This window comes from Actinoallomurus spadix (assembly GCF_024055725.1).
GTDB classification, from domain to species: Bacteria; Actinomycetota; Actinomycetes; order Streptosporangiales; family Streptosporangiaceae; genus Actinoallomurus; species Actinoallomurus spadix.
The window spans coordinates 44,374-70,138 of the sequence record NZ_JAMXMX010000020.1 but is presented as its reverse complement, the minus strand read 5'-3'; the positions used below and the strand labels follow the sequence as shown (position 1 = coordinate 70,138).

Annotated in this window: 25 protein-coding genes and 1 pseudogene; 14 read left to right on the top strand and 12 right to left on the bottom strand. The window is 70.4% G+C overall.

Annotated features, from left to right (window positions below; all coding sequences use genetic code 11):
- The 9 genes from NE235_RS26390 to NE235_RS26350 are packed head-to-tail and all read left to right on the top strand — an operon-like array spanning nt 1 to nt 9,253.
- Nucleotides 1-1,596: a sugar ABC transporter ATP-binding protein gene (locus tag NE235_RS26390; RefSeq protein WP_252807670.1), complete on the top strand. Its 1,596-nt coding sequence runs from the start codon at nt 1-3 to the stop codon at nt 1,594-1,596.
- Nucleotides 1,593-2,600: an ABC transporter permease gene (locus tag NE235_RS26385; RefSeq protein WP_252807661.1), complete on the top strand. Its 1,008-nt coding sequence runs from the start codon at nt 1,593-1,595 to the stop codon at nt 2,598-2,600. Before NE235_RS26390 ends, NE235_RS26385 begins: the two co-directional genes overlap by 4 nt.
- A 43-nt stretch (nt 2,601-2,643) precedes the next feature.
- Nucleotides 2,644-3,723, top strand: a complete 1,080-nt coding sequence (locus tag NE235_RS26380) for a zinc-dependent alcohol dehydrogenase family protein (RefSeq protein ID WP_252807659.1) — start codon at nt 2,644-2,646, stop codon at nt 3,721-3,723.
- Nucleotides 3,716-5,014: a DUF4380 domain-containing protein gene (locus NE235_RS26375; RefSeq protein WP_252807657.1), complete on the top strand. Its 1,299-nt coding sequence runs from the start codon at nt 3,716-3,718 to the stop codon at nt 5,012-5,014. Before NE235_RS26380 ends, NE235_RS26375 begins: the two co-directional genes overlap by 8 nt.
- A complete protein-coding gene (locus NE235_RS26370) occupies nt 5,011-5,766 on the top strand; it encodes an SDR family NAD(P)-dependent oxidoreductase (RefSeq protein ID WP_252807656.1) in 756 nt (251 codons plus the stop codon). Before NE235_RS26375 ends, NE235_RS26370 begins: the two co-directional genes overlap by 4 nt.
- On the top strand, nt 5,763-6,542 hold the full coding sequence (locus NE235_RS26365; RefSeq protein ID WP_252807654.1) for a FadR/GntR family transcriptional regulator: 780 nt from the start codon (nt 5,763-5,765) through the stop codon (nt 6,540-6,542). The genes NE235_RS26370 and NE235_RS26365 overlap by 4 nt, the downstream gene beginning before the upstream one ends.
- Nucleotides 6,532-7,677 (top strand): galactonate dehydratase, encoded by a 1,146-nt coding sequence (gene dgoD / locus NE235_RS26360; RefSeq protein ID WP_252807652.1) that lies wholly within the window; start codon nt 6,532-6,534, stop codon nt 7,675-7,677. Before NE235_RS26365 ends, dgoD begins: the two co-directional genes overlap by 11 nt.
- Nucleotides 7,671-8,309 carry a bifunctional 4-hydroxy-2-oxoglutarate aldolase/2-dehydro-3-deoxy-phosphogluconate aldolase gene (locus NE235_RS26355; protein WP_252807650.1) on the top strand — a complete coding sequence of 213 codons (639 nt, stop codon included), beginning with the start codon at nt 7,671-7,673 and terminating at the stop codon, nt 8,307-8,309. Before dgoD ends, NE235_RS26355 begins: the two co-directional genes overlap by 7 nt.
- Nucleotides 8,306-9,253: a sugar kinase gene (locus NE235_RS26350; protein WP_252807649.1), complete on the top strand. Its 948-nt coding sequence runs from the start codon at nt 8,306-8,308 to the stop codon at nt 9,251-9,253. Before NE235_RS26355 ends, NE235_RS26350 begins: the two co-directional genes overlap by 4 nt.
- An 88-nt stretch (nt 9,254-9,341) precedes the next feature.
- On the opposite strand, the gene NE235_RS26345 is transcribed toward NE235_RS26350, so the two are convergent.
- Entirely contained in the window at nt 9,342-9,773 is a 432-nt protein-coding gene (locus tag NE235_RS26345) for an amidohydrolase family protein (RefSeq protein WP_252807646.1), read from the bottom strand.
- A gap of 188 nt (nt 9,774-9,961) precedes the next feature.
- Here NE235_RS26345 and NE235_RS26340 point away from each other — a divergent pair, with 188 nt between their 5' ends.
- Both NE235_RS26340 and NE235_RS26335 read left to right on the top strand, forming a co-directional pair.
- Complete coding sequence (locus NE235_RS26340; protein WP_252807644.1) at nt 9,962-10,999, top strand: beta propeller repeat protein; 1,038 nt, start codon at nt 9,962-9,964, stop codon at nt 10,997-10,999.
- 567 nt (nt 11,000-11,566) lie between these two features.
- Nucleotides 11,567-12,400 carry a CPBP family intramembrane glutamic endopeptidase gene (locus NE235_RS26335; protein WP_252807642.1) on the top strand — a complete coding sequence of 278 codons (834 nt, stop codon included), beginning with the start codon at nt 11,567-11,569 and terminating at the stop codon, nt 12,398-12,400.
- Nucleotides 12,401-12,592: 192 nt separating this feature from the next.
- Here the strand turns inward: NE235_RS26335 and NE235_RS26330 are convergent, their stop codons facing one another.
- The 8 genes and pseudogenes from NE235_RS26330 to NE235_RS26295 form a co-directional block, all read right to left on the bottom strand.
- Nucleotides 12,593-13,381 carry an HpcH/HpaI aldolase family protein gene (locus tag NE235_RS26330; protein ID WP_252807641.1) on the bottom strand — a complete coding sequence of 263 codons (789 nt, stop codon included), beginning with the start codon at nt 13,379-13,381 and terminating at the stop codon, nt 12,593-12,595.
- A 127-nt stretch (nt 13,382-13,508) separates the two neighbouring features.
- Nucleotides 13,509-14,135 carry a TetR/AcrR family transcriptional regulator gene (locus NE235_RS26325; RefSeq protein WP_252807639.1) on the bottom strand — a complete coding sequence of 209 codons (627 nt, stop codon included), beginning with the start codon at nt 14,133-14,135 and terminating at the stop codon, nt 13,509-13,511.
- Between the two features lie 100 nt (nt 14,136-14,235).
- Complete coding sequence (locus tag NE235_RS26320; RefSeq protein ID WP_252807637.1) at nt 14,236-15,372, bottom strand: histidinol-phosphate transaminase; 1,137 nt, start codon at nt 15,370-15,372, stop codon at nt 14,236-14,238.
- On the bottom strand, nt 15,336-16,442 hold the full coding sequence (locus NE235_RS26315) for a branched-chain amino acid aminotransferase (RefSeq protein WP_252807634.1): 1,107 nt from the start codon (nt 16,440-16,442) through the stop codon (nt 15,336-15,338). The genes NE235_RS26320 and NE235_RS26315 overlap by 37 nt, the downstream gene beginning before the upstream one ends.
- A 52-nt stretch (nt 16,443-16,494) precedes the next feature.
- Nucleotides 16,495-17,295 (bottom strand): ABC transporter ATP-binding protein, encoded by an 801-nt coding sequence (locus tag NE235_RS26310; RefSeq protein WP_252807632.1) that lies wholly within the window; start codon nt 17,293-17,295, stop codon nt 16,495-16,497.
- Nucleotides 17,292-18,221, bottom strand: a complete 930-nt coding sequence (locus NE235_RS26305) for an ABC transporter permease (protein WP_252807630.1) — start codon at nt 18,219-18,221, stop codon at nt 17,292-17,294. Before NE235_RS26305 ends, NE235_RS26310 begins: the two co-directional genes overlap by 4 nt.
- 9 nt (nt 18,222-18,230) lie before the next feature.
- A complete protein-coding gene (locus NE235_RS26300; RefSeq protein WP_252807628.1) occupies nt 18,231-19,256 on the bottom strand; it encodes an ABC transporter substrate-binding protein in 1,026 nt (341 codons plus the stop codon).
- Nucleotides 19,257-19,529: 273 nt separating this feature from the next.
- Nucleotides 19,530-19,691: pseudogene (locus NE235_RS26295) on the bottom strand (SCO5389 family protein); the annotation flags it as partial.
- A gap of 117 nt (nt 19,692-19,808) precedes the next feature.
- Here NE235_RS26295 and NE235_RS26290 point away from each other — a divergent pair.
- Nucleotides 19,809-20,198, top strand: coding sequence for a Fur family transcriptional regulator (locus NE235_RS26290; protein ID WP_252807626.1), 390 nt, complete (start codon nt 19,809-19,811; stop codon nt 20,196-20,198).
- 740 nt (nt 20,199-20,938) lie between these two features.
- On the opposite strand, the gene NE235_RS26285 is transcribed toward NE235_RS26290, so the two are convergent.
- Nucleotides 20,939-21,574, bottom strand: coding sequence for a DUF4232 domain-containing protein (locus NE235_RS26285; protein WP_252807624.1), 636 nt, complete (start codon nt 21,572-21,574; stop codon nt 20,939-20,941).
- A gap of 202 nt (nt 21,575-21,776) precedes the next feature.
- On the bottom strand, nt 21,777-22,880 hold the full coding sequence (locus NE235_RS26280; RefSeq protein WP_252807622.1) for a PTS mannitol transporter subunit IICB: 1,104 nt from the start codon (nt 22,878-22,880) through the stop codon (nt 21,777-21,779).
- Nucleotides 22,881-23,600: 720 nt separating this feature from the next.
- On the opposite strand from NE235_RS26280, the gene NE235_RS26275 reads away from it, so the two are divergent.
- Together NE235_RS26275 and NE235_RS26270 are read left to right on the top strand one after the other, a co-directional pair.
- Complete coding sequence (locus NE235_RS26275) at nt 23,601-24,215, top strand: DUF742 domain-containing protein (RefSeq protein ID WP_252807620.1); 615 nt, start codon at nt 23,601-23,603, stop codon at nt 24,213-24,215.
- A gap of 176 nt (nt 24,216-24,391) precedes the next feature.
- A complete protein-coding gene (locus NE235_RS26270; RefSeq protein ID WP_252807618.1) occupies nt 24,392-24,685 on the top strand; it encodes a GTP cyclohydrolase I in 294 nt (97 codons plus the stop codon).
- A 132-nt stretch (nt 24,686-24,817) separates the two neighbouring features.
- On the opposite strand, the gene NE235_RS26265 is transcribed toward NE235_RS26270, so the two are convergent.
- Complete coding sequence (locus tag NE235_RS26265) at nt 24,818-25,759, bottom strand: AraC family transcriptional regulator (protein ID WP_252807616.1); 942 nt, start codon at nt 25,757-25,759, stop codon at nt 24,818-24,820.
- Nucleotides 25,760-25,765 lie beyond the last annotated feature (6 nt).

Sequence of the window (25,765 nt, the reverse complement as noted above, 5' to 3'; positions counted from 1 at the left end):
ATGGCGTCGAACAACGACCGGCCTGTGGCCCGGGGCGCCGGGTCGGAGCGCGGCTCCGACCCGGTGGCCCGGACCCGGGGGGCGGTCCGCCGGTACCCCGGTGTCCTCGCGCTCGATCACGTCGACTTCGAGGTGCACCCCGGTGAGGTGCGCGCGCTGCTCGGCAAGAACGGCGCCGGCAAGTCGACGCTGATCCGGCTCCTGTCCGGGGTCGAGAAGGCCGACGAGGGCACGGTCGAGATCGCCGGTACGGCGCTCACCGGCGGCGGCAGCCGCGAAGCGAGCCAGCTCGGCGTCGCCACCGTGTACCAGGAGCTCAGCCTCATCCCGCAGCTCAGCGTCGCCGAGAACTACCACCTCGGCGCGCTGCCCACCGGCCGTGGCGGTCTCGTGCGGACCGCGCACATGAAGGACGCCGCGGACGCCGCGCTGGCCGAACTCGGCGTACGGGTCGACCCGGGCACACCCGTAGGCGCGCTGCCCGTGGCCGAACAGCAGATGGTGGAGATCGCCCGGGCTCTCCGCGGATCGCCGAAGCTGCTGATCCTCGACGAGCCGACCAGTTCGCTGGCCGCCGCCGCGGTCGACGTGGTGCTGCAGGCGGTGACCCGGATCGCCGCGACGGGCGTGGCCATCATCTACGTCAGCCACCGGCTGAACGAGATCAGGCAGATCGCGGACACCGCCTCGGTCATGCGCGACGGCCGTCTCGTCGAGACCGTCGGCACCAAGGGCGCCAGCAGCGACGACATCGTGTCACTGATGCTCGGCGACGCCGCGAGCGCCACCGAGGCGACGGCCCGCCGCACGTCCGCGCCGGCGACGGACCGGCCCGTCGTGCTGTCGGTCCGCGAACTCGCGGTGCCGCCGAAGGTGCGCGAGGCCACCTTCGACCTGCACGAGGGTGAGATCCTCGGCATCGCCGGCGTACTGGGATCGGGCCGCAGTGAGCTGCTCCGGTCCATCGCCGGCCTCCAGCCGCCCGCGTCCGGCACCCTCACGGTCTTCGGCGAACGGCTACGCCGCTGGTCGGTCCGGGACATGATCCGGCGCGGGGTCGGGTTCACCCCGGAGGAACGCAAGACCGACGGCATCGTCCCGCTGCTCGGCGTCGACGAGAACATCGTTCTCGCCGACCGCAGCTCGGTTCGCCGGGGACCGCTACTGTCCGGCAGGCGTCAGCGGGCGGCGGCCGCGAAGCTGGTCTCCGCGCTGTCGGTCCGCACCCCCGACGTCGGCGTACCGGTCGGTGCGCTGTCGGGCGGCAACCAGCAGAAGGCCGTGATCGCCCGGTGGCTGCACCGCGGCAGCCGGATCCTGCTGCTCGACGAGCCGACCCGCGGCGTCGACGTACAGGCCAAGGCCCAGATCTACGAACTGGTGCGGAAACTGGCCGACGACGGCGTCAGCATCGTGTTCGTCTCGAACGAGCTCGAGGAACTGCCGCTGGTCTGCAGCCGCGTCGTCGTACTGCGCGACGGTGCGATCGCCGCGGAGCTGACCGGCGCCGACATCACCGAATCGGCAATCTTCGCCGCCACCCTGGCAGACGGAACCGGGAGCGCGGCCGCGTCCACCACCGGGGAGTCACAGTGAGTTCGACCGCGCAGACGCAGACGACACCCGCCGAGGTGCAACGGCACGTACGCCGGCTGAGCCTCAGCCGAGGCGTCAACGAGCTCGGCCTGCTCGCCGCCATCATCGTGCTGTACATCGTGCTGGGCGCCAAGGCGGGCGGCTTCCTCACCAGCGGCAACCAACTGGGCATCCTGCGCGACGCCGCGCAGATCGGCATCGCCGCCTGGGGCATGACCCTGGTCATCATCGCCGGTGACATCGACATCTCGATCGGCCCGGCGGTGGCGTTCGGGTCGGTCATGGTGGCCAAGGGAGCCACGAGCTGGGGGCTCGGGGTACCGCTGGCCGTCATCGTGACGCTGCTGATCGGCGCCGCGATCGGCGCGTTCGCCGGCTACCTGCGGGCACGGTTCAACGTGCCGTCCTTCATCGCCACGCTGGGCGTCTACAGCGCCCTGCGCGGTCTCGCCCAGTTCATCAGCAACGCGCTGCCGGTTCCACTACCGGACTCGGGGTTCTTCGACTTCCTGGCCGGATCGGTGGCCGGCGTGCCGACCCCCGCCGTGGTGATGATCCTGCTCCTGGTCGTCTTCCTCGTCATCGCCTTGAAGACGCCGTACGGCCGGGCGGTCTACGCGCTGGGCGGCAACCCCCGCGCCGCCGAACTCGCCGGCATCCCGGTGAAGCGGATCCGGATCTCGCTGTTCGCCGTGAACGGTCTCCTCGCCGCCATCACCGGTGTGCTGCTCGCCGCCCGCCTCGGCTCGGGCAACGGCGGGTCGGCGATGGGCCTGGAGTTCGACGTCATCGCCGCGGTCGTCATCGGCGGCACCGCGCTGGCCGGTGGTTCGGGGTCGATCCTGGCCACCGCTCTGGGCGTCATCTTCATCACGCTGATCGGCAACGGCCTGGTCCTGCTCGGCGTCAACCAGTTCCTCCAGGACGTGGTACGCGGCGTCATCATCGTGCTCGCCGTCCTCGTCAACGTCCTGCTCGGCCGCCGCAACCGGCTGACCTCCTGAAGACAACCACCATCGACATCGCCACTGACATGAAGGTGTGATCGTGTCCGATATTCCGCAGCGCATGCGCGGCGTCCACCTGCCCGGCGACTCCACCGCGGTCGTCCGCGACGTCGAGGTCCCCGAGCCGGGCCCGGGCGAGCTGCTGGTACGAGTCGGCGCGTCCGGCATCTGCGGCAGCGACATCGGCTACATCTACCGCGGCTACAAGGGCCATCGCGGTGAAGAGGGCGCGGCGTACCGCGGCGTGGTCGCCGGGCATGAGCCGGCCGGGACCGTCGTCGCCGCCGGCCCGCAGACACGGCGCTTCGGCGCCGGCGACCGGATCCTGGCGTACCACATCGTCGGGTGCGGGGTGTGCCACAACTGCCGGGGCGGCTGGATGATCAGCTGCACCGGATCGACGCGCGCGGCGTACGGCTGGCAGCGCGACGGCGGCCACGCCGACTACATCCTCGTGGACGAGCGCACCGCGATCGCGCTCCCGGACGAGCTGTCGTTCGTCGACGGCGCGCTGATCGCCTGTGGCTTCGGCACCGCGTACGAGGGGCTGCACCGCCTGGGCGTCACCGGCGCCGACGACGTGGTCGTGGTGGGTCTCGGCCCGGTCGGCCTGGCCGCGGCGATGATCGCCCGGGGCATGGGCGCGCGGCGGGTCATCGGCATCGAGCCCAGCGCCGTCCGTCGCGGCTGGGCCGACGGCCTCGACCTGTTCGACGCGACCGTCCACCCGGACGACGCCGCCGAGGCGGTGGCCCAGGCGACCTCGGGAGTCGGCGCCCAGGCCGTCATCGACTGTTCGGGCAGCCGGGCCGGTCGCAGCACCGCGATCGAGTCGGCGGCCGAGTGGGGCCGGGTGTCGCTGGTCGGCGAGGGCGGGACGCTGGAGACCGAGGTGTCCGACGCCCTGCTGCACAAGCAGCTCACGCTGTACGCCTCGTGGGTCACCTCGGTGCAGGGGATGGAGCGGATCACCTCCGACCTGGTGCGCTGGGGCCTGCGCCCGGAGGCCGTCGTCAGCGACCGGTTCGACCTCGACCGGGCCGACGACGCGTACCGGCTCGCGGCGGGTGAGAGCCGCGGCAAGGTCGTGCTGATCCCGGGATACCAGGCTCATGACTGACGTTCCATCCGGGCCCGTCGAGGTCACCGTCGACGCGTCCGGGCCCGACGAGGTCGTCTGGCTGCGGGCCGGAGCGATCGAGGTCGGCGCGGTGCCCGCGCTGGGCGGACGCGTCCTCGCGTTCCGCCTCGCCGGCCACGAGACGCTCTACCGCAACGACGCACTGCTCGACGAACGCCTGCACCGCCGCCCCGACCACGGCCCGGAGCCCGACGGCACGATGGCCACCTGGCGCAACTACGGCGGCGACAAGACCTGGCCGGCCCCGCAGGGCTGGGACGGCCCCGGGCAGTGGGCCGGCCCGCCCGACCCCGTCCTGGACTCGGGGCCCTACGCCTGGACGGTCGCCGAGGACGCCGGGCGCGTCCGGCTCACCATGACCAGCGGCGCCGATCAGCGCAGCGGGCTGACCGTCGTACGCGAGGTCGACGTCGAGACCGGCACCAGCACGGTCACGGTCACCCACCGGCTGATCAACACCGGGGGTCGCCGGGTGCGCTGGGCGCCGTGGAACGTGCTCCAACTGCCGGGACCGGAGGCCGGTGCCGGAGACGGCTGGTTCGCCGGGGTCGACGACAGTGCGGTACCGGTCCGCGGGCTGCTCGCGGGCACCGGCCTGCCGGCGTGGACGGTCGACGCCGGTGTCGCCCGCGTCGCCGGTCAGGACGTGGTCGGGAAGCTGGCGCTGCCCGGAGCGTCCGGCTGGCTCGCCACGGTCAGCGGCGGGTACACCGTCACCCAGCACTTCGCCGTCGACCCGGCCGGGCTGTACCCCGACGAGGGGGCGCGCGCCGAGGTGTGGCTGGAGTGCCCGCAGGAGCGGGGCATCGAGTCGCTCGGCGGCCTGCGGCCCACCGCCCGGATCCTGGAGAGCGAGGTGGTGGGCCGGCTCGCGGACCTCGCGCCCGGCGAGCACACCGAGCTGACCGTACGGCTGTCGGTGTGCCGCAGCGCCGGTACGCCGCGCCGCGTCCGCCCGGCCGGCGTCGTGCTGCGCGACCTCACCGCGGAGGACACCGCCGGCGGCCTGCGGCTCACCGGTGACTTCGCCACGTTCATCGACGGTGAGGTGGTCTGCCGGCTCCTCGGCGCCGACGGCCGGCCGCTCGCCGAGCGGCCCGTCGCGACCGCCCGGGCCGGTGGTGGGCTGCCGCTCGACGTGCGCCTCGCGGGCCCGCCCGGAGCGCACGCCGTCGAGCTCCGGGTGGTGCGTCCGCACGGCCCCGCGCCGGCACTCGATACTGCGATGATCATGCCGATGCTGCGAGACTCTGGGAGTACCTCATCGTGACAGCTTCGGATTTCGACCGGCGCGTCGTCGCCGTGACCGGCGCGGCCGCCGGTATCGGAGCAGCGGCCGCCCGGCACGTCGCCGCGCGGGGTGCGGCCGTGCTGGTGTGCGACATCGATCCGCGCGGTGAACAGGTCGCCGCCGAGATCGCCGCCGCCGGCGGCACCGCCGCCTACCTCTCCGCCGACGTGGCCTCGGAGACCGACTGGCAGCGGGTCGCCGACCTCGCGGCCGGCCGATTCGGCGGTCTCGACGTCCTGGTCAGCAACGCGGTCACCGTCGAGGTGGCGCCCGCCGACCGGATGAGCCTGGCGTCGTGGGACCGGCAGCTCGCCGTGAATCTGACCGGCACCTTCCTCGGCGTCCGGGCCTGCCTGCCGTACCTGCGCGAGCGGCGCGGCAATGTCGTCGTCATCTCGTCGGTGCACGCCGTCGTCGGCCTGCCCGGGCACCCCGCCTACGCGGCGGCCAAGGGCGGGCTCACCGCGCTCACCCGGCAGCTCGCGGTCGAGTACGGACCCGAGGTGCGGGTCAACTGCGTAGTGCCCGGTCCGATCCTGACCCAGGCCTGGGACCGGGTCTCCGAACCGGACCGCCAGGCGAGCGTCGAGGCCACCGTCCTTCGCCGGTTCGGGCGGCCCGAGGAGGTCGCCGAGGCGATCGGGTTCCTGGCGTCCACCCGGGCCTCCTTCGTCACCGGTGCCACCCTGACCGTCGACGGCGGGTGGAGCATCGTGAAGGACTCCGCATGAACGCCCGGGTCGAACCGGCACCCGAGCCGGATGGCGGGTCATCGACCCGCGCCGCGATGAGCCGGCGTCGCGGAGTGCACGCCGAGGTCGTCGAGATCATCGGCCATCGCATCGTGAGCGGCGAGTTGCCCGAAGGCGCCACCATCAACGTCAACGCGCTCGAGGAGGAGCTCGACATCAGCCTGACGGCGGTGCGGGAGGCGTTGAAAGTGCTGGGCGCAAAGGGACTCGTGTACGCGCGGCAGAAGCGGGGCACGTTCGTCCAGCCGCGCGCCCACTGGCACATGCTGGACGCGGACGTCATCCGGTGGCGGTTCGCCGACGGCGTCGACCACCGGTTCCTGGCTCAGCTCGACGAGGTGCGCGAGATCATCGAGCCGGCGGCGGCACGGCTCGCGGCCGAACGCCGCACCGGCGCCGACCTCGAACGGCTGGAGCGCGCGCTGAGCGCGATGGTGGCCGCCGACGGCCCCGAGCAGGCGGTCTCCGCGGACCTGGCCTTCCACCGCGCGCTGCTGGTCGCGGCGCAGAACGAACTACTGGAACAAATGGAGATCGTGCTGGAGGTCGGCCTCGCACGACGTGACCAGATCGTGCACGCGGCCGGCCACATCGACGACGCGATCCCCAGCCACTCGGCAGTGCTGGAGGCGGTTCGCGACGGTGATCCCGTCGCGGCCGAACGGGCCGTACGGGACCTGCTGACCAAGGCGCGGGTCGACTCGCGGCGGGCCGCGGCATCACGACAGCACGGGAGGGTGCCGCGTGAAGATTGAACGGATCGAGACCTTCCTCGTCCCGCCGCGGTGGCTGTTCTGCCGTGTCGAGACCGACGACGGTCTCGTCGGCTGGGGCGAGCCCGTCGTCGAGGGGCGCGCGGAGGTCGTCCGCACCGCGGTGGAACTGTTCGCGGAGTACCTCGTCGGCCGCGACCCCATGCGCATCCAGGACCACTGGCAGGTGATGACCAAGGGCGGCTTCTATCACGGCGGCCCGGAGCTCTCCAGCGCGGTGGCCGGGCTGGACCAGGCCCTGTGGGACATCGCCGGCAAGTCGCTCGGCCTGCCGGTGCACGCCCTGCTCGGCGGTCATGTCCGCGACCGGGTCCGGCTGTACTCCTGGGTCGGCGGCGACGAGCCCGCGGAGCTCCGTGACGCGGTCCAGGAACAGATCGAGCACGGCTTCACCGCGGTCAAGATGAACGCCTCCGGCCGGTTCCCGTCCGCGGCCTCGCCCGCCGACACCCGGGCGGTGATCGAGCGTGCGGAGACGGTCCGCGCCGTACTCGGTCCCGAGCGCGACATGGCCCTGGACTTCCACGGCCGCGTCAGCGCCGCCGACGCCAAGCGGTTGCTCGTCGCCCTCGAGCCCCTGCACCCGCTGTTCGTCGAGGAACCCGTGCTCCCCGAGCACGGTGGGCGGCTCGCCGAGATCGTCGCGAGCAGCAGCGTGCCGGTCGCCTGCGGGGAGCGGCTCTACTCGCGGTCGGATTTCCTGGGCCCGCTCCAGGCGGGTATCGCGGTGGCGCAGCCGGATCTATCCCATGCCGGCGGCATCACCGAGGTCCGCCGGATCGCGGCACTGGCCGAGACCTTCGACGTGCTGCTCGCCCCGCACTGCCCGCTCGGGCCGATCGCGCTGGCGGCGAGCCTGCAGGTGGCGTTCACGACGCCGAACTTCCTGATCCAGGAGCAGAGCGCCGGCATCCACTACAACCAGGGCGCCGACCTGCTCGACTACGTCACCGACCGCCGGCCGTTCGACTTCACCGGCGGTTACGCGTCGCTGCCCGCCGGTCCCGGCCTCGGCGTCGAGATCGACGAGACGAGCGTCCGGCGTGCCGACAAGCACGGCCACGCCTGGCGCAACCCGATCTGGCGCGACAAGGACGGAGCGTTCACCGCATGGTAGCCACCGACGAATTCCGATCGCTGCTCCGGCGAGACGGGCTGCTGGCGATCGTCCGCGGCACCGACCCCGACGCGTGCGTCGCCTCGGTACGGGTCCTCGCCGACGCCGGCGTCCGGTTGATCGAGGTGTCCCTCACCAGCACCGACGCCGTGAGAATCATCGAGCGGCTGGCCGCCGAGGAACCCGGGATCACCCTCGGCGCCGGAACCGTGCTCACCGCGGCCGACGCCCGCCGCGTCCAGGACGCCGGCGCCGCGTTCGTCGTCACGCCCGGTGCCGCCCCCGGAGTCACCGAGGCGGCCCGGCTCGGCATGCCGGTCCTCGCGGGCTGTCTCACCCCGAGCGAGGCGATCGCGGCGGACCAGGCCGGCCACATCGTCAAGCTGTTCCCCGCGTCGGCGTTCGGCCCGTCGTACCTGCGCGCGCTGCGCGACCCGCTGCCGCACACCGACGTCGTACCGGTCGGTGGGGTCGACCTGGAGACCGCACGGGAGTACCTCTCCTGCGGAGCGATCGCCGTCGGCGCCGGGTCGCCCCTGCTCGGTGACGCACCACGCGGCGGAGATCTGACGGCGCTCGCCGCTCGGGCGGCACGCTTCCGCGCCGCCGTCGACGAGGCGCGCCTGTCATGACCGATGTCCTCACCGTCGGCGAGACCATGGCCTCGATGCGGGCGATCGCGCCGCTGAGGCTCGGCGGGCCGATGTCGCTGTCGGTCGCGGGCGCGGAGAGCAATGTCGCCATCGGCCTCGCCCGGCTCGGCCACAGCGCCGGCTGGGTGGGCGTCGTCGGCACCGACGAGCTCGGCACGCTGATACTCCGGACGCTGCGCGCCGAGGGCGTGGCGCTGGACGCGGCCCGGGTCGATCCGGACCGCCCGACGGGGATGATGGTCGTCGAACGCCGCATCAGCGACCTCACCAGTGTGATCTACCACCGTTCCGGATCCGCCGGCTCGGCCGTGTCCGCCGAGGACGTCGCGGCCGGCTTCCGCCTGTCACCGTCCTGGGTGCACCTGACCGGGATCACGCCGGCGCTCGGCGACCGGGCGCGTGGCGCCGTCGACGCCGCCGTCGCCCAGGCACGCCGCACCGGCGTACCGATCAGCCTCGACGTGAACTTCCGGGGGCGGCTGTGGACGGAGAGCGCGGCCGCGGAGTACCTACGCCGGTTGGCACCTGGCACGCGTCTGCTGATCGCCTCCGAGGACGAGCTGCATCTGGCGGCACCGGCGGCCGCTCGTACCGAGGAGGACCGGGTCGCCGCGCTGCTCGACGCCGGCGTCGCCGAGGTCGTCATCAAGCGCGGCGCGCGAGGCGCGTCGCTGTACGGCGCCGGCGGCCGGGTCGACCGCCCGGCCCGCACGGTGCGGGTGGCCGACACGATCGGCGCGGGTGACGCGTTCGTCGCGGGGCTGCTGTCCGCGACGCTCGATGGCCTCGCCGTGTCCGCCCGGCTCGAGCGGGCGGTCGCCTGCGGAGCGTTCGCCGTGGCCTCCGCCGGCGACTGGGAGGGCCTGCCGACCCGCGCCGACCTGGCCCTGCTCGACCTCGAGGCCGGCACCGCACAGCGGTGAGACGGCGGCGCGTGATCACCGCTGGGACCGGTGGTGATGGGTCCGCCCGGGCCGTGCCGAGCGCTGCCGGGCGCCGCCGACCGGGTACTCACAGCCGGAAGAGGCGCTCCGCGTTGAGGTGGGTGATCTTCTCTCGCTCTTCGGGCGTGAGGTCGAGTTCGTCGAAGAACTCCCGCGTGCCGTCGAGGTGAAGGAAGGGGTAGTCGGCCGACCAGATCAATCGGTCGAGTCCCACGACGGCGCGGATGAAGTCGAACTGGGGGCGATGGAACATCCCGCTCGGGGTGACCCAGACGTTCGAGCGGTAGACCTCCGTGATCGTCCGCGACAGCCCGGTGTCACCGGGTGAGAGGACGTCGTCCAGGCGGCTGAGGTAGAAGGGGACCATCTCGCCCCAGTGACCGCTGATGACCTGCAGGTCGGGGAGTTGTTCGAAGACTCCGGCGAGGATGAGCCGCAGGACGTGGATCCCCGCCTCGTGGTGCGCCGGGATCCGGGAAGCGCCGATCGCGTGAACCAAACGATCACGCCCGGCGTCTCCTCAGTGAAGGGACGCATACGGCAGGCGCGCGGGCGCAGCCGCCTCGGCCCCATCCGGCGATCGCACGGCGGTCGCCCGAGCCGAACCGGTGGCGCCCTGGAATGAGCGCCGACCGTCCCTCACCGAATCTCACTGAGCGGTTCACCGAAAGGGTGACGATGCGACGAATGCTCGCAGGGGCCGGCGCGGCGGCGCTGGCCCTCGGAATCGGCGCCGGTACGGCGCACGCGGCGACTCCGGCCTGGCAGATCAGCCAACTGACGGCCCACTACGAGATCCACGACCTGACGATCGCGCCCACCGGGAGCGCCTGGGCCGTCGGCGAGCGGACCAAGGCGGGGAAGACCCTCCCGGTCGTCCAGCACCTTTCTGGGACGACCTGGAAGGACGTGACGGTGCCGGCGACGTGGAAGACACCGTTGAAGGTCGTCGACGCGTCATCGAGCAAGAACGTCTGGGCGTTCGGCGAAGACGGCTCGATCGCGCACTGGAACGGCAAGAAGTGGTCGTCGGCGAAGTTCGGTGGTGGCTTCCATCCGACGGACGCCGCGGCGATCGGCGCCTCCGACGTGTGGGCGGTCAACGGCACCACGGCGCGGCACTGGAACGGCAAGAAGTGGGCGACCGTCAAGCTGCCCGCTCGGGTCGGCTCCATCCACGCGGTGTCCGGTAAGAACATCTGGGCGGCCGGCTCCATCGGCATGTCCAAGGCCGCCGTGATCCACTGGAACGGTAAGGCGTGGAAGGTCGCCAAGACCGTCTCCCTGCCGAAGCCGGACGAGTACGCGGACATCTCCTTCATGGACGTCACGGTCTCGGGCAAGAGCGTCTGGGCCGTCGGCTCGCAGTCGTGGTCCTGCGGTGTGGATGGTGACGACGTCTGCTACAAGCCGCTCGTGCTCCGGCTCACCGGGAGCAAGGCCAAGACGTTCGTCGCCTCGAAGGGCGTCGGGTACACCAAGGTGGCGGCCGACGGGTCGGGCGGCGCGTGGCTGCTGCAGGGCGCGTGGAGCCCCAAGTTCGTGCACGTCACGGGTGACACGTTCACGTCCGCCGCCGCACCGCAGCCGGCTCACTACGACGTGAACCTGACCACGCTCAAGAACCGGGCGGGCACGAAGACCATCTGGTCGGCCGGCGGATCGTTCCCGCAGGGCGACCCGGACGACCCGACCGGTCAGGGGATCTACCTCCGTAACGGCTGATCGGCCGGCCGGCCGCGCGCTGCGGTCATCCGCCGACCGGCCGCGCCGGCCGACTCTTCGTACGTGCCCGGGACGCCACGTCCCGGGCACGTACGTCGTTCAGGCTTCGTACTTCGAACTTTCTCATCCCTCACCGCATCACAAGACTCGTGACCCGATCGCGGAGCACGAAATAGCGAGTTGAGGGAATCTCTTGTCAACGACTAACAAAATTGTTCTCAGCATGATGGCCGCAGTGACACCGGGCATTTTCCGGACCGATTGCGGAGGAGAATCGACCACCGCGGATGTGGTCTGACGCCTCTCGCTCAAGCGGCGTCGGACCTGGGCGCGCCGACGCCCCGGTCTCCCCTCCATGAGTCAAACGATCAGTACGCAGCCGCGCACGCCGACGCTCGCTCGTCGCGAAGCCCGCAGCTCGAAGATCGCCCCGCTTGTCCCCTGTGCGAGCTACAGCCAGGTGTCCACCGCACGGTGACGATTTCTGGCCGGCGGACCCCTAGGTTCTTCACGTCGCCGCGGTGTTCCGCCCGCAGGATCCCTAAAACCCCCCGAAAAGGAACAGTCATGCGCTTGTTGAAGCAGCTCCTGCCCGTCATGGTGGTCGCTTTGGTCGGTGGCCAGCTCGTTACCGCGGTAGGGGACGATGCGCTTTTGCGCCTGGTCATCGGTACCGTGGCCGCCGTTCTCGCGGTGCTCGTGTACGCCTGGACGGTGCGGTGGTCCGAGCGCCGCGCGCCGGTGGAGGTGGCCCTGAAGGGTGCCCCCGTCCGCCTCGGCCTGGGGTTGCTCATCGGTGTCGCCTGGTTCAGCGCCGTCATCGGGAACATCGCGTTCAACAAGGACTACCGGATCGACGGCTTCGGGTCGGTGAGCGGTCCCATCGGGTTGTTCGGCTTCATGGCCGCCGCCGCGGTGACCGAAGAGCTGATGTTCCGCGGCGTGTTGTTCCGGATCATGGAGGGACGCACCGGCACCTATGTGGCGATGGTGGTGACGAGTGTGCTGTTCGGTGGATACCACCTCCTCAACCCGGACGCCACCTTGTGGGGGGCCATCGCCATCGCCGTCGAGGCCGGTGGCACGCTGGCCGCCGCCTACGCCGCCACGCGCAACCTGTGGGTGCCGATCGGGCTGCACTTCGGCTGGAACTTCGCGGAGGCCGCCATCTTCAGCACCGAGGTCTCCGGCAATGGGTCGAACGACGGGCTGCTGCACAGTGTGATGTCGGGCCCGGCGTACATCACCGGCGGCAAGTTCGGGCCGGAGGCGAGCCCGTCCGCGGTCACGTTCGGCGTGCTGCTGACGATCGTGTTCATGTGGCTGGCCCACCGGCGCGGCAACGTGGTTCCTCGTCGGCGCAGCGCACGGGTCGCCGCGGCTCAGACGCTCGCCCAGTGATCGACTACCGGGGCATGTCCCGGACCTGTGACGGGAGTGTGACGTCACGGTCCGGGATTTCCCGTTCGCGGCGCCAGGTCGCCAGGACGCAGGTCATCGGGTACACGGCGAGCACGGGAGATCCCACCGCGGGTCACGACGCAGCGTTGAGACAGGCAACCGCCGCACTGGCTCCCTCAACGAGTACCGGCCTCATGACGCCACGCCCTCGGCCGCTTGGAGGAACGCACCGTGCGACGACTGGGCCAGGCCCGCGAAGTCGGTGTAGGACATCATCAACGTCATCCCGGCCTCGGCCGCGGCTCGCACGTCCGCGGGCGGGACGAAGCTGCCGACGGCGATGCCTGCGCCTCGCCCATGGCCCACCACCGTGCGCGTCGCGTCGGTGATGACCGGGTCGTGGTCGTCCACGCCCAGCTCGGCGGCGAGATCGTGCGGGCCGAGGAAGATCCCGTCCAGGCCCTCCACGGTCGCGATCTCCTTCGCGTTGGCGACACCGGCCTTCGTCTCGATCATGGCGAGGACGACGACCTCGTCGTTCGCCGTTGCTCGGTAGGACCTGCTCGCGAGTCCGTAGCGAGCGGCACGACCGGTCCCGGTCCCGCGCATACCGAGCGGCGGGTACTTGCACGCGCTGACGAGTGCCGCAGCCTCATCGGCGGTGGAGATCGAGGGCGCGAGGATCCCGGCGGCGCCGAGCTCGAGCACCTGCTTGATCAATCCCGCCTCCGCCGATCGCACGCGCACGACGGCCTCTGCCGGCGTGGTCGACACGGCGTCCAGGCAGTGCCGCAGGCTCTCGAGGGTGAAGGGCCCGTGCTCCCCATCGAGGATGACGGCGTCGAACCCACTCCAGCCCAGGATCGTCGTGATCGCCGGATCCGGGATCGACTGCAGGGAGACGAGCAGAGGGGCGCCGGATCGCATCCGGTGCCGGAGGGTGCTGTGGGTCGTTTCCGCCCGAGTGGTGACGTCAGCCATCGAATCCTTCTTCCCGTGGTTTCGCCACCCCGTGGTGGCATTCAGAGCCGTCGTCGAGCTCGAACGTCATTTCCGGAGGTGGTCGTGCTTCTTCATCCGCCGCCGAGGGCGACCCTCGCCGGCGCGCTCACTGTCCGGGAGAGGCGATCCGGAGATGGGCGGCCGGCGCACGGCAAACGGCCAGCAGGGCCTCGAAGAGCTGCTCGACGACCACCTCGTGCGACCAGCCGAACTCCCGGCGCAGTTCCAGGAGGAGTCGCTCGTCCAGCAGGGTGAACCACATGAGGATCACGTAGTCGGCCGACTGCTCGGGGATGGCCCGCTCCTCGATCAGGGCGTCGACGACCGGGCGCAGGGCCGCGTAGAGCTTGGCGGTCCGAGGGTTGCCGGATCGCAGCCTGGCGACCACCGCCGTCGATGGGCGCACCCGCGCGGCCGCCGCCCCCCACCTTTCACCTTCCGCGACCCAGACGTCGCACATCCGCCACAGGCGTTCGGTCGCCGCTCCCCCGTCGGGCACAGCGTGCAGCGCGTCGGCCAGGCGGGCGACCAGGCGTGACTGGTAGGCCTCGATCGCGGCCGCAACGTCCTTGAAGTGTCGGTACACCGTCGGCGCCGACACGCCCGAGCGCCGGGCCAGGTCGGGGATGCCGAACCCGGGCCCATGCTCCTCGATGAGCTCGCCGATGACGTCGAGCAGGTGCTCGCGCGTGCGAAGCGCGTCCTTGCGGTGAACCGACCGCTCCCGCACCACGGCCCCTCCTTCCCGGTCCCCGACCGCACATCGGTGGCGGCCTGGCTAGTGATGAGCGCTCAGAGCCCGCGTCAGAGCGACCCGCGCGTCGTTCCGGATGTCATGATCTCCTATCGGACGTCCCTCCTGTCCGGCGGATTGACGAGATCTCCGGCCAGCTGTCAACAGCGGCGAGGAAGAGGTCGTTGTCGCTTGGCGTCGCGATGGTCACGCGACAGCCGTCCGACGTGTACGGACGCACCAGGACCCCCTGCGCCTCGCAGTGCGCCGCGAAGCCGGGGGTCAGGTCACCGAGCGGGAGCCAGACGAAGTTCGCGTGGGACTCCGGAACGCCGAGCCCTCGCCCCCGCAAGGCAGCGATCACACGCCGGCGTTCCGCCCGGAGGCCGGCCAGGCGGTCGCGCAGGTCGCCCTGACAGCCGAGCGCTGCGGCCGCGGCGGCCTGTCCGAGGGAGTTCGCCGCGAAGGGCACGGCGGCGGTCCGCAGTGTCCCCGCCACCTCCCGGGACGCGATGGCGTAGCCGATCCGCAGGCCGGCCAGCCCGTAGGCCTTCGAGAACGTCCGCAGGATGCAGACATTCGTGTGCTCGCCGAGGATCGAGACGTCCCGGATCGCGTCGTCGTTCACGAACTCGGCGTACGCCTCGTCCAGCACGACCAGGATGTGCTCCGGCACGGCGCGGCAGAATGCTCGGATCTCCTCCGGGGACAACAGGCTCCCCGTGGGGTTGTTGGGGTTGCACAGGAAGATCGCCTTCGTGCGCGGGCCGATGTGATCGAGGATCCCGTCCAGGTCCAGGCCGTGGTCCTTCAGCGGGACCGGCACCGGCCGTCCTCCCGACAGCCGGCTGAAGACGGGATAGGCCTCGAAGCTGCGCCAGGGGAACAGGATCTCGTCGTCCTCCGCCCCGACCACCAAGCGAAGCACCTGCCCCAGCAGCGCCACCGAGCCTGTGGCGACGACGAACTGGTCGGCTGACACGTCATAGTGCTCAGCCAGTCGTTCGCGCAGAGCGCCGGAGTGGGAGTCGGGGTACCGGTTGATCCGGCCGAGCTCGAGCGTCAGGGCCTCGGCCACGCCGGGAAGCGGCTCGTACGGGCTCTCGTTGGCGGCGAGCCGCGCGTAGGCTCGGCCCGCTTCGGGTCGCTTGGCGGCGGTGTAGGCCGGAAGCCCCGCGAGGTGCTGGACGAAGGCGAGGGTCATCGAGTCCGCCCGGCGTTCAAGGGGCGCAGCCACGCCATGCGACTCGCCACCCGGCCGTGCTGCACGTCGAGGAGCCGCTCGCGCAGCGCCGAGGTCACCGCACCCGGCGTCCGTTCACCACCGATCCGTGTGTCGTGCTCGCCGTCCTTGATCCGGCCGATCGCGGCGACACCCGCCGCCGTCCCGCAGGCGAACATCTCCCGCAGCCGGCCGTCCTGGGCCATTTCGTGCAGGTCCGCGATCGCCAGACGGTCCTCGACGACGCGCAGACCGAGGTCACCCGCGAGCTCGATGACGCTGCGCCGAGTGACGCCGTTCAGGATCGTGTCCGAGGCGGGTGGGGTGCGGAGCACCGTCTCGCCGTCCTCGACGACGACGCAGAACACGTTCATGCCGCCCAGCTCCTCGACGTACGCGCGATCGTGGGCGTCGAGCCAGAGCACCTGGTCGCAGCCCTCGGCGACCGCCCGGGTGTGGGCCAGGAGGCTGCCGCCGTAGTTGCCCACGCACTTCGCCGCGCCCGTACCGCCGGGAGCCGCTCGCACATGCTCGTGGCTGACCCAGACACTCAGCGACCCGACGCTCTCGTCGTAGTAGCTGCCGGCCGGCGTGCCGAACAGGCAGAAGCGAAACTGCCGGGCGGGCCGGAAACCGAGCGTCTCCTCCGTGCCGAACATGAAGGGCCGCATGTAGAGGGACGTGCCACGGCCCGAGGGCAGCCAGTCGCCGTCGACCGAGGCGAACATCTCCAAGGCCTCGATGAACAGCTCTGCGGGCAACGGCGGCATGGCCATGCGCTCGGCGGAACGACGGAACCGGGCCGCGTGCAGGTCGGGCCGGAACGCGACCGCGCCGCCCTCCTCCGTGCCGAAGATCTTCATGCCCTCGAAGATGCCCTGCCCGTAGTGGAGCGCCCGCGAGGTGGGGACCACCTCGAACGGTCCGTAGGGACGAACGCGGGCCTCGTGCCACCCGCGATCAACGTGGTACTCGATCGTGATCATGTGGTCGGTGGGTGCCGCTCCGAAGGAGAGCTCGCGGAGGGCGGCGTCGCGCCTCCTCTGATCCGTCTCCGCTCGGTCGACGATGAAGGTCAAGGTCATGGGGCTCCGCTTCCTGAGCTGCGTGTGGGGCGTGCCGGCGAGGAGGCGTCCTTCAGACACCGATGATCCGATCGGTGATCTCACCGCCGGCGAGGTCGCGGAACCGCGCGATGAGCCTGTCCTCCGTGAGCGCGGTGCGCTCCCGCCCTGAGATGTCGTCGACGATGCGGCCTTGCGTCATGATCAGCACGCGGTCGCCGTACAACGCGGCGTGGCGCATGTTGTGCGTCACCATGACCGCGGTCAGGCCGCGTTCGCGGACCACGGTGTCCGTCCTGTTCATCACCAGCTCGGCCATGCTCGGATCGAGCGCGGACGTGTGCTCGTCGAGGAGGAGGACGGCCGGATCCCCCATGGTGGCCATCACCAGCGACACCAGCTGTCGCTGGCCACCGGACAGGAGGCCCGCCGGCCGCTTGAGACGATCCTCCAGGCCGCAGCCGAGATGGCGAAGCTCGGAGTGGAACTCAGCCGTGCGCCGGCGGCTGAGGATGCGCCTGAAGGGCGAGCGCCCGCGCTCACGAAGCGACGCCAACGCCATGTTCTCGGCGATCGTGAGGTCTGCGCACGTCCCGGCGGTCACGTCCTGGAAGACGCGGCTCACCCGCCCCGCCCGTCGATTGTCGGGCAACCGCGTGACGTCCGCCGACCCGATCCTCACCTGGCCGGCGCTCGGGATGACGGCTCCGGCGATGACGTTGACCAGCGTGCTCTTGCCCGCACCGTTGGATCCGATCACCGTCACGTACTCGCCGGCCTCGATCGAGACGTCGATGTCGTCGAGCGCCGTGACGCGCTCGGCACGGGTGCCGTAGGAGACGGTGACTCCGTGCAGCGCGACGGACGAGCTCATTTGACCGCGCCTTTCGGGAGGAGCCGTGATGCGATCGACGGGCGGAATCGCCACCGGACGCCGGCACTCTTGCGGACGAACACGGCGGAGAAGACGACCACCGCCGTGATGGCGTTGAAGTAGTTCGGGTTGACGCCCAGCCGCAGGACGTAGCTGATCAGGCACCGGTAGAGGATCGTGCCGATCACCACCGCGATGACGCCGTGGAGCACCACGCTCCGACCGCGCAGGACCAGCTCTCCCAGCAAGACCGCCGTGACCCCCACGATGATGGTGTCGATCCCCATGTTGACGTCGCTGAACCGCTGCTGCTGTGCGACCAGGCTGCCGGCGAGACCGCACAGGGCGTTGCCGGCGACGATGGTGATGAACAGCATCACCGCCGGGGAGACGCCGACGCTGCGCACCATGCGGGGGTTCATCCCGCTGGCCCGCAGGGCGGCACCGGTCTCGGTGAGCAAGAAGAAGCTGAGGATGGCGACGACGATGGCCGTGATGCCCCCGCCGAGCAGGATGTTGGCGTATTGGGTGTCGTGGATGCCGGTCGCCCGGGACCAGGAGGCGAAGATCGTGCCGGCGGAGAAGAAGTTGGCCTGCGGAGCACCGAGGATCGCCAGGTTCACCGAGAACAGGCCGACATTGACCACGATGCTGGCGAGCACGAGCGAGAGCCCCAGCAGCCGCATCGCGGCGAAGGTGATGGCGCCGGCGGCGCCGGCCACCACTGCCGAGATGACGAGGGCGGCCCACGGGTTGTGCCCGTGGAGGAGCCACGTCCCGGTGAGGCAGGCACCCATGGTGAAGGTGCTGCCCACGGTCAGGTCGAAGTCGTCCTGGAGGCGGAAGACCATCCATACGCCGAGGTACGCGATGGCGAAGGGCATGCCCGTCTCGAGCGCGTCGAGGAGGACACCTATGTAGTTCATGGCCGTGCCTCAGTCGCCGACGGCAGTCGCTTTGGCTGCCAGTTCGTCGGATACCTTCAGGCCGAACGAGGCGGCGACCTTTCTGTTCACCGTCGCCTTCACGAGGTTGAGCGCGCTCGGCAGCGCGACGGGGATGTCGCCCGGCTTCTTCCCCTCGAGCACGTCGGCGGCAAGGTCACCGGCGACCTTCCCCAGCTTCGCGTAGTCGGGGCCCAGTCCGATGAGTGCGCCCTTGCCCGCCTCGGCCGAGCCGTTGAAGACGACCGGGATGCCGGCGTCGGTGGCCGTCTTGATGACGACGGCGTCGGCGCTGGACAGGGTCGAGTCGGCTCCGATCAGGATGACGTCCGCACGGCCCTTGAGTGAGCGGATGGCGGGGACGATGTCGTTGGTCGTCGGCACCGGCGCGGTCACCGGGTCGAGGCTTCGCTTCCTGGCCTCCGCCGCGAAGGCCTTGATCTGCGTCGCCGTGTTGGACTCGCCGATGTTGCCCATGAGCGCCACCCTCTTGGCGCCGGGCACGGCGAGCTGCAGGTAGTCGAAGTAGGTGGCAGGGTCGATGAAGTCGCTCGTACCCGTCGTGGTGCCGCCGGGGTGCTTGAGGTCGGGGATGAGGCCGGCGCCCACCGGATCGGTGGTCAGCCCGAAGATCACCGGCGTCTTCGTCAGCTGGGCGAAGGCGAGGTTGAGGTCGGTGCCCAGGGCGTAGATGAGGGCCGCGCGCTGGCCGACCATCGAATGTGCGAGCAACGAAATGTTCGACCGCTGGCCGTTGGCGTCCTGCTGGACGAACTTGACGTTCTTGCCGTCGACGTAGCCCCGTTGGGCGAGCTCCGCCTTGAAGGCGGCGACGTTGTCGTCGATGACGCTGAGTCGGCTGATATGGGCGATCGCGATCGTGCGCTTGCCCTTGGCAGTTGGGGCCCCGCCGGAGCAACCGGACAGCGCTGTTGTGGTGAGTGCCGTACCTGCCAACACGGCGGCGAGGCGGCGGAGGAGACGTACTCTAGGTTCTGCCATGGGCAGGCCTTTCACCCACGAGAGGCAATGACCCTCTCTACTAGGGGCCCAATCTCACGCCTCACCGCCCCCATAGTCAAGAGAAAGCTTAAAAATCTTTGTGCTTCTCGTGGGCTCTTAGTCGGCCCGGGTGCGGCGACCCGGCCCGCCGATCGGTCCTCCACGCCGACCGAGGCGGAACCACGCGAGCGGGCCGAGCACGAGGAGGACAAGGGTCAGGATCTCGAGTCGGGCCGCACGCTCACCCCGACCGCGAGGCCATGGCGACGCGCCGTACGGCTCGGTATCTCAGCAGTCGACCAGTTCGGGTTTCTGGTTAAGGATCTGAGCGCGGGCGGTGATGAACTGCCGGTACGCGCGGTCGGCGCCAGGCCGGAAGACGGCGACGCGGTGGCAGTTCTGGAAGGCCAGTCGTACGCCGAAGTGGTTCTCCAGAGCGGTGCGCATGGCGATACGGTCGAAACACCACTCTTGTCAGATGACCGACCGGCCGGAGCGTCGCCCATGACCTCGCACTCGACCGAAAACCGAGAGCGGCGCGTCCCCGCGGTCGGCCGGGGAACCCGTGTGCGAGGGACCCGGCAGGCCGAGGCATTGAACCAGGTGCTGACGGACCTGCCGGGGTTCAGCAGTGCCCAGGACATTCACGCCGAGCTGCGCCGGCGCGGCGAGCGCGTCGGACTGACCACCGTCTACCGCCATCTGCAGGTCCTCAGCGAGGACGGTGCGGTCGACACCCTCCGCGACGAGACCGGCGAGACGCTCTACCGTCGCTGTGAAACCAGCGTTCACCACCACCACGTGACCTGCCGCTCGTGCGGCCGCAGCGTCGAGGTCGAAGGGCGCACGGTCGAGCGCTGGGCCGAACGCGTCGCCGCCGAGGCCGGTTTCACCGATGTCGACCACACCGTGGAGATCTTCGGCCTGTGCCCCGACTGTGCCGGCCGGCGCCACTGATCTCCCCCGGGCGATGAAGTCGCCGCCGGAGTCGTCCTATGCGCGCTCGGCGTGCTCGGCATCGCCACCACCTGGCGCCCCAACGACACGGGAGCCATTGCCGAGAGAACCCACGAGCACGATCACAGCCATGGACGGGCTGCATGGCTGCTCCTGCTCCCGCCGCTCCTGATCGCCGCGATCGCGCCCGCGGCCTTGGGCTCCTTCACCGCGTCACGCGCCACCGACCAGGCCCCACCGCCGGCCGGACACGACCTGGCCGCACTGTCCACAGGCCGCCCTGCCCGGATCTCGCTGACGGAATTCATCGCCCGCGCGTTCCAGGCCAAGGCCGGGCACGACACCTTGAGGTGTGTTCGCCGGGCAGGAGGAGACGCCGGCGCCTACGCCGCGACGTATCCGGCAAAGTGGGGAAGCATGCGGGTAGGCGTTTTCTTGCTGGCGGCCAAGTTCCCCGGGCATGGCCACAACGGTAGAACGCACCGGCATCCGCCACCTGATCCTCATGGTGGAAGGCACCGGATCCCCGGACCGGACCCGCGAGAACATCACGCGACTCGGCACCGAGGTCCTCCCTCACCTCCGCGCACGCTTCGGAAGCCGATAACAGCGAAACAGGATTCGAACTCATCGATCAAGTCGTCGCGGCCACCGGCCCGTATTTGACGCACGCAGGGAGCGGAATCTGCGCTCCCGCTCCCCGCGGCCCCATCGGCCTGGCCCGTCCCGTTCAGTACGGGTCAGGTGAAGTTGACGCCGTTCATGGCGGGCTGGAGGGTCCCCAGGGTGAGGCTGTCGCAGATCGGCGGCTGGTAGCCGTCGTCGAGGCCGTGGTAGGTGAGCGGGATCCAGGTGCTGTGCCAGGCGACGCCGAGGCCGTCGGTGGTGCCGCCGGGGCAGCCCTTCGTGGTGTGCCACTTGGTTCCGGCGAAGGCCGAGCGCCCGGGCCGCAGCGTGATCCTCATCCCCGCGCCTGGGTAGCTCACCCGAGTCGCGGGAATCGCGGTGTAGTTGTTCCGCCCGCCCTTACCGAGCGGCGCCCAGCCGGCCGGCAGGTAGCAGGTTTCGCCCGACCGGTTGGTGAGGATCAGCGTGGCGATCGCCTTTTCCGCTTCCGATTCATTGGCACCGGGATCCTGAAGCTGGAGATCGGCTTTCAGCTCGGATGCCATGCAACTCGGCGTGTCACTCTGACCGGTGTACGCCGCCGCTTGCTGGTCAGGCGTTCCATTGGCGGCCGACGTCGTGTTCGTCGACGCACTCGACGCCGCCGGCGCCGCCTCCTTGTCGTCGGCGTTGCAGCCGGTGAGGGCGAGAGCGATCATCCCGCCACCACAAGCCAGAGCAGCGGTCGTACGCAGGCGCTTGAACGGCATCGGTAAAACCTCTCCGGTTGTTTACTGACTCGGTTGATAACTCCGATGCCCGGTAACGGCATGAGGTTCGCCGGAGAAGCCGAATCCTTCGTTCCCTCTGCCGTGATGGATGTCACCCGAACCCGGAGGGCCGACAAAGCATCCACAAAGAGGACTACGGCCCATAATCCCGGGTTCAGGTGGCGAGGACGGCTCGCTCGGCTCAGCGCTCGACGACGAGGTGCTCCTGGCCCGCGTGGCGGGCGGCAGGACGCGACTCCGCGAAGGCGCCGAAGCCGAGGAGCAGGGACGCCACCAGGAACGAGACGGCTCCCGAGACGATCACCCCGGCGAGGACCCCGATCCAGTCTCCTCGTGGGGTCTCCGCGATGAAGGCGAAGATGCTCCCGGGCGCCGGGGTCGCGATCAGTCCGACGCCGGTGACCATGAAGATCGTGATCCCGGCCGCGCCGCCGGCGATGGTGGCGAGGATCAAGCGCGGCTTCATCAGCACGTACGGGAAGTAGATCTCGTGAATGCCGCCGAGGAACTGAATGATCATCGCTGCGGGGGTGCTCGGCCGCAGCGCCCGGGGACCGAACAGCAGGTAGGCCAGCAGCACCCCGAAGCCGGGCCCGGGGTTGGACTCCAGCATGAACAGGATCGACTTGCCGTGCCCGCTCGCCTCGGCGACTCCCAGCGGCCCGAGCACGCCGTGGTTGACCGCGTTGTTGAGGAACAGCACCTTGGCCGGTTCGATCAACACCGAGGCGAGGGGCAGCAGGTGGTGGTTGATCAGCCATTCAACGCCGGTGCCCGCGGCGGCGGTGGCGTGGCGGACGACCGGTCCCACTCCCCAGATCCCGAAGAGCGCCCCCGCCGCGCCGACGATGCCCGCGGTGAAGTTGTCCACGAGCATCTCGAAGCCCGAGGGGGTCACCCGGCCGGTGAACTCGTCGACCCGCTTGACCACGTAGGCCGCGAGCGGGCCCATGACCATCGCCCCCAGGAACATGGGGATGCCCGAGCCGACGACCACGCCGACGGTCGCGATCGCGCCGACCACGGCGCCGCGCTGGCCGTGCACCATCCGGCCGCCCGTGTACCCGATGAGAACCGGCAGCAGGATGTTGATCATCGGGTCGACCAGCACGGCGAACTGCTTGTCGGGCAGCCAGCCGGTCGGGATGAACAGCGCGGTGATCAGCCCCCAGGCGATGAATGCGCCGATGTTCGGCATCACCATCGCGGCGAGATAGCCGCCCAACCGCTGCGCTCGTACCTTGAAACCGCCGTCTGTCGCCTCGGGGACGTTCGCCATGGCCATTCGGTTCTCCTGAATGAGTCGGCACGGAGGGGTGGCGGCTGGGCGCTGTCGCACCCACCGCACCCGTTACCAACGCAGGTGTGACTCCGGGGACGGACAAGGCGGTCTGGTGATCGAAGGGTCGATCACCAGACCGCCTGACCGCGTCCCCGCATCGGACGGGACATTAGGAATTCCTAGAACTGACCTTCATAAGGCCGCACGATGCGCCCTACTATGCACCTTCGGACGGAGATTAGTCGACCCTCTCGCCCCAGCGACCGACCAGCCAATCGCCCAGGTCACCGCCGACAGCGGGGCAGCGGCCGAAGCGGACGCCCCACGCCCGATCCATTGACGTGCACTACCAGGGATCCCTATCCTCGGATTTCTGTTGCATGGCCCCGAGGCCATGCAACAGAGGTTTGCATACCCCTCGTGCAATTGCTGGAATGATTTTCCGGTCCAGAGAGCAAGCGAACGGTGGCGACGCGAATGCCATCCAAGGATGGTCTCGGCCCACTCCGGTTCGGTGGCTGGTACAGCTACCGCGAATGGGCTGAGCATGGCTTCACGCCGCGGGCTGCGCACGCCGATTCCGACGAGCCGGAGACGGGGCGGCCCGGCGGTGCCGGAAAGAAAAATCCTGCGAGTGCACTGAAGCCGGAAAAAGATCACGCTAAGGCGACCAAGAAACGCCCGGCACCGCCTAGCCCGGCGCCGCCCAGAGGCGTTCCTCCCATGGAGGCCGTCCCCGACGCCGGCCACGCACCGCCCGCACCCGCCCCGCCCCCGCCCCCGGCGCGATCCAACCCTGCCGCCCCCTACCGGCTCCCGCCCGGCCAGACATCGCCGCCGCTCCCGCCGGCGCCCCCGGTCGCCGCCCCGCACGCCGCGCCAGGTGCTGCCGCCCCCTACCGGCTCCCGCCCGACCGGACATTCCCGCCGCACCCGCCGGCACCCCCGGACGCCGCCCCGCACCCCGCCCCGGGTCCTGTCGCCCCGCCCGTCCAGAACCGGCCGGACGAGCCACTGATCCGCCCGTACGTCATCACCGGCGGTCGCACCCACGCGGGACGCGAACTCGCCATCGAGGCGCTCACGCTCACCACCGAGAAGGGCCGTGCGCTGGCTCACATGCTGGTCAGCGAACAGGCGGCCATCTGCCGGATGTGCGAGACCCCCATCTCGATCGCCGAGGTGTCCGCGCTGCTGGCCGTCCCGCTGGGCGTCGCCCGGGTCCTCATCGCCGACATGTCACACGAGGGGCTCGTCTCGGTCATCACGCCGCGCCAACAGGACGGCCACCCGATTGAGGTGCTGCAGAAGGTCCTGGAAGGACTGCGCAGACTTTAATCTTCGAGGTCCGCCGAGCCGACGAAACCACCGGCGAACGGCCAGGTGAGTGGCAGGGCGCCCGGGACTCGAACCCGGAGCCGGCAGCCCGACGGGACACCGGGTGCTGCCGGGGCGGTACCGCGACATGCGAGCACCCACGGAGCACCTGAACCGGCCATTGGCCGTGGACGGCCATGCATCGCACCTCTCCTGACCAGGTCACCCTGCGCGCACGGCAGCCGAAGTCGCGGACCTGCCGGCCCCAAGTCCAAGAACGCCTCACCAAACAGGTCGCGGACTGGCTACAGACCCACCTGGAACCCAAAGGCGTGGGCGTGGTCATCGAAGCCGAGCACACCTGCATGACCCTGCGCGGGGTCCAGGCCACCGGCTCCCGCACCCTGACCTCCACCCTGCTCGGCGCGCTGCGCACCGACGCCCGCTCCCGCAGCGAATTCCTCGCACTCACCGAGCTACGCAGCCAGTGAGAGCTTGTAACCGCGCTCTACCGGGAACTCGGACTTCTTCGACCACCCTGGCCCCGTACTGTGCCGGCGCCCGTGACGAACCGGCCGGTCCATGGGCTCTTTCGGTGTGGGCGTGCGCGCGGCATCCCGCCGTCACCCAACGGCGGATCGGCCTGTGGCCTGCGCTCGGTACCGCCCCGGTGTCGTGCCGAACTCCCTCTCGAAGGCGTGTGAGAGTGCGTACGGGCTGCCGTAGCCGACTCGGCCGGCGATGGTGGCCAGGGTCTCCTTGGTGTCGCGGAGCAGGGTGGCGGCGAGGATCACGCGCCACCAGGTGAGGTAGGCCATCGGACTGCGGCCGACCAGGGCGGTGAACCGGCGCGCCAGGGTGGGACGGGAGACGCCCGCCTCCGCGGCCAGGCGCTCGATGCTCCACGGCGCGCCCGGTTTCGAGTGCATCGCCCGCAGGGCGGCGGCCGTCACCGGGTCGCCCAATGCGGTGGGCCAGACTCCGCCGGCCGTCTCGGCCTCGGTTTCGGTCATCCAGGAGCGGATCATGTAGACGAGAAGGAGGTCGAGCAGGTTCGGTAGCACCGCGCAGGAGCCGGGCCGCGTCTCGTCCAGCTCACCGGCGAGCAGGTCGATCGCGGCACGGAGTTCGAGGTGGCTGCCCACTCGGCTGGGAAGGTGGACGATCTCGGGCAACTCTGCCATCAGCGGGTGCATGCGGCTGCAGTCGAGCCAGTACTTGCCGCAGAGCAGCTCCGTGCCGTCGCGGTCGGGCCGGGCTCGCGCCCCTGTCTCCCCGAGCCATTGCTCGAACGACACCGTCTTCTGCGCCACGACCGCGGCATCGATGGGGGCATCGGCGATCACATGGCCGGTGCCGTGAGGCAGCAGCACCGCATCACCCACGCCGAGGGACACCTGTGCGCCGCCATCGGTCCGTAGCCAGCAGTTGCCCTTCAGGACGACGTGAAAGCCCGCACCGTCGTACGGGTCCAGCCGCGCGCACCAGCTCCCCCTCGTCCGCACTCGGTGGAACGACGGGTGCCCGAGGCGCACGGCAGAGATCGCGTCACTCACCACGTCCATCTGTCC

Excerpts from the sequence above, each read along its gene's own strand:
- NE235_RS26265 (WP_252807616.1), bottom strand. The coding sequence starts at position 25,759 with ATGGACGTGGTGAGTGACGCGATCTCTGCCGTGCGCCTCGGGCACCCG.
- NE235_RS26315 (WP_252807634.1), bottom strand. The coding sequence starts at position 16,442 with ATGACCTTGACCTTCATCGTCGACCGAGCGGAGACGGATCAGAGGAGG.
- NE235_RS26390 (WP_252807670.1), top strand. The coding sequence starts at position 1 with ATGGCGTCGAACAACGACCGGCCTGTGGCCCGGGGCGCCGGGTCGGAG.
- NE235_RS26280 (WP_252807622.1), bottom strand. The coding sequence starts at position 22,880 with ATGGCCATGGCGAACGTCCCCGAGGCGACAGACGGCGGTTTCAAGGTA.
- NE235_RS26365 (WP_252807654.1), top strand. The coding sequence starts at position 5,763 with ATGAACGCCCGGGTCGAACCGGCACCCGAGCCGGATGGCGGGTCATCG.
- NE235_RS26310 (WP_252807632.1), bottom strand. The coding sequence starts at position 17,295 with ATGAGCTCGTCCGTCGCGCTGCACGGAGTCACCGTCTCCTACGGCACC.
- NE235_RS26275 (WP_252807620.1), top strand. The coding sequence starts at position 23,601 with ATGGAGGCCGTCCCCGACGCCGGCCACGCACCGCCCGCACCCGCCCCG.
- NE235_RS26305 (WP_252807630.1), bottom strand. The coding sequence starts at position 18,221 with ATGAACTACATAGGTGTCCTCCTCGACGCGCTCGAGACGGGCATGCCC.
- NE235_RS26375 (WP_252807657.1), top strand. The coding sequence starts at position 3,716 with ATGACTGACGTTCCATCCGGGCCCGTCGAGGTCACCGTCGACGCGTCC.
- NE235_RS26340 (WP_252807644.1), top strand. The coding sequence starts at position 9,962 with ATGCTCGCAGGGGCCGGCGCGGCGGCGCTGGCCCTCGGAATCGGCGCC.
- NE235_RS26355 (WP_252807650.1), top strand. The coding sequence starts at position 7,671 with ATGGTAGCCACCGACGAATTCCGATCGCTGCTCCGGCGAGACGGGCTG.
- NE235_RS26350 (WP_252807649.1), top strand. The coding sequence starts at position 8,306 with ATGACCGATGTCCTCACCGTCGGCGAGACCATGGCCTCGATGCGGGCG.
- NE235_RS26335 (WP_252807642.1), top strand. The coding sequence starts at position 11,567 with ATGCGCTTGTTGAAGCAGCTCCTGCCCGTCATGGTGGTCGCTTTGGTC.
- NE235_RS26270 (WP_252807618.1), top strand. The coding sequence starts at position 24,392 with ATGCATCGCACCTCTCCTGACCAGGTCACCCTGCGCGCACGGCAGCCG.
- NE235_RS26330 (WP_252807641.1), bottom strand. The coding sequence starts at position 13,381 with ATGGCTGACGTCACCACTCGGGCGGAAACGACCCACAGCACCCTCCGG.
- NE235_RS26285 (WP_252807624.1), bottom strand. The coding sequence starts at position 21,574 with ATGCCGTTCAAGCGCCTGCGTACGACCGCTGCTCTGGCTTGTGGTGGC.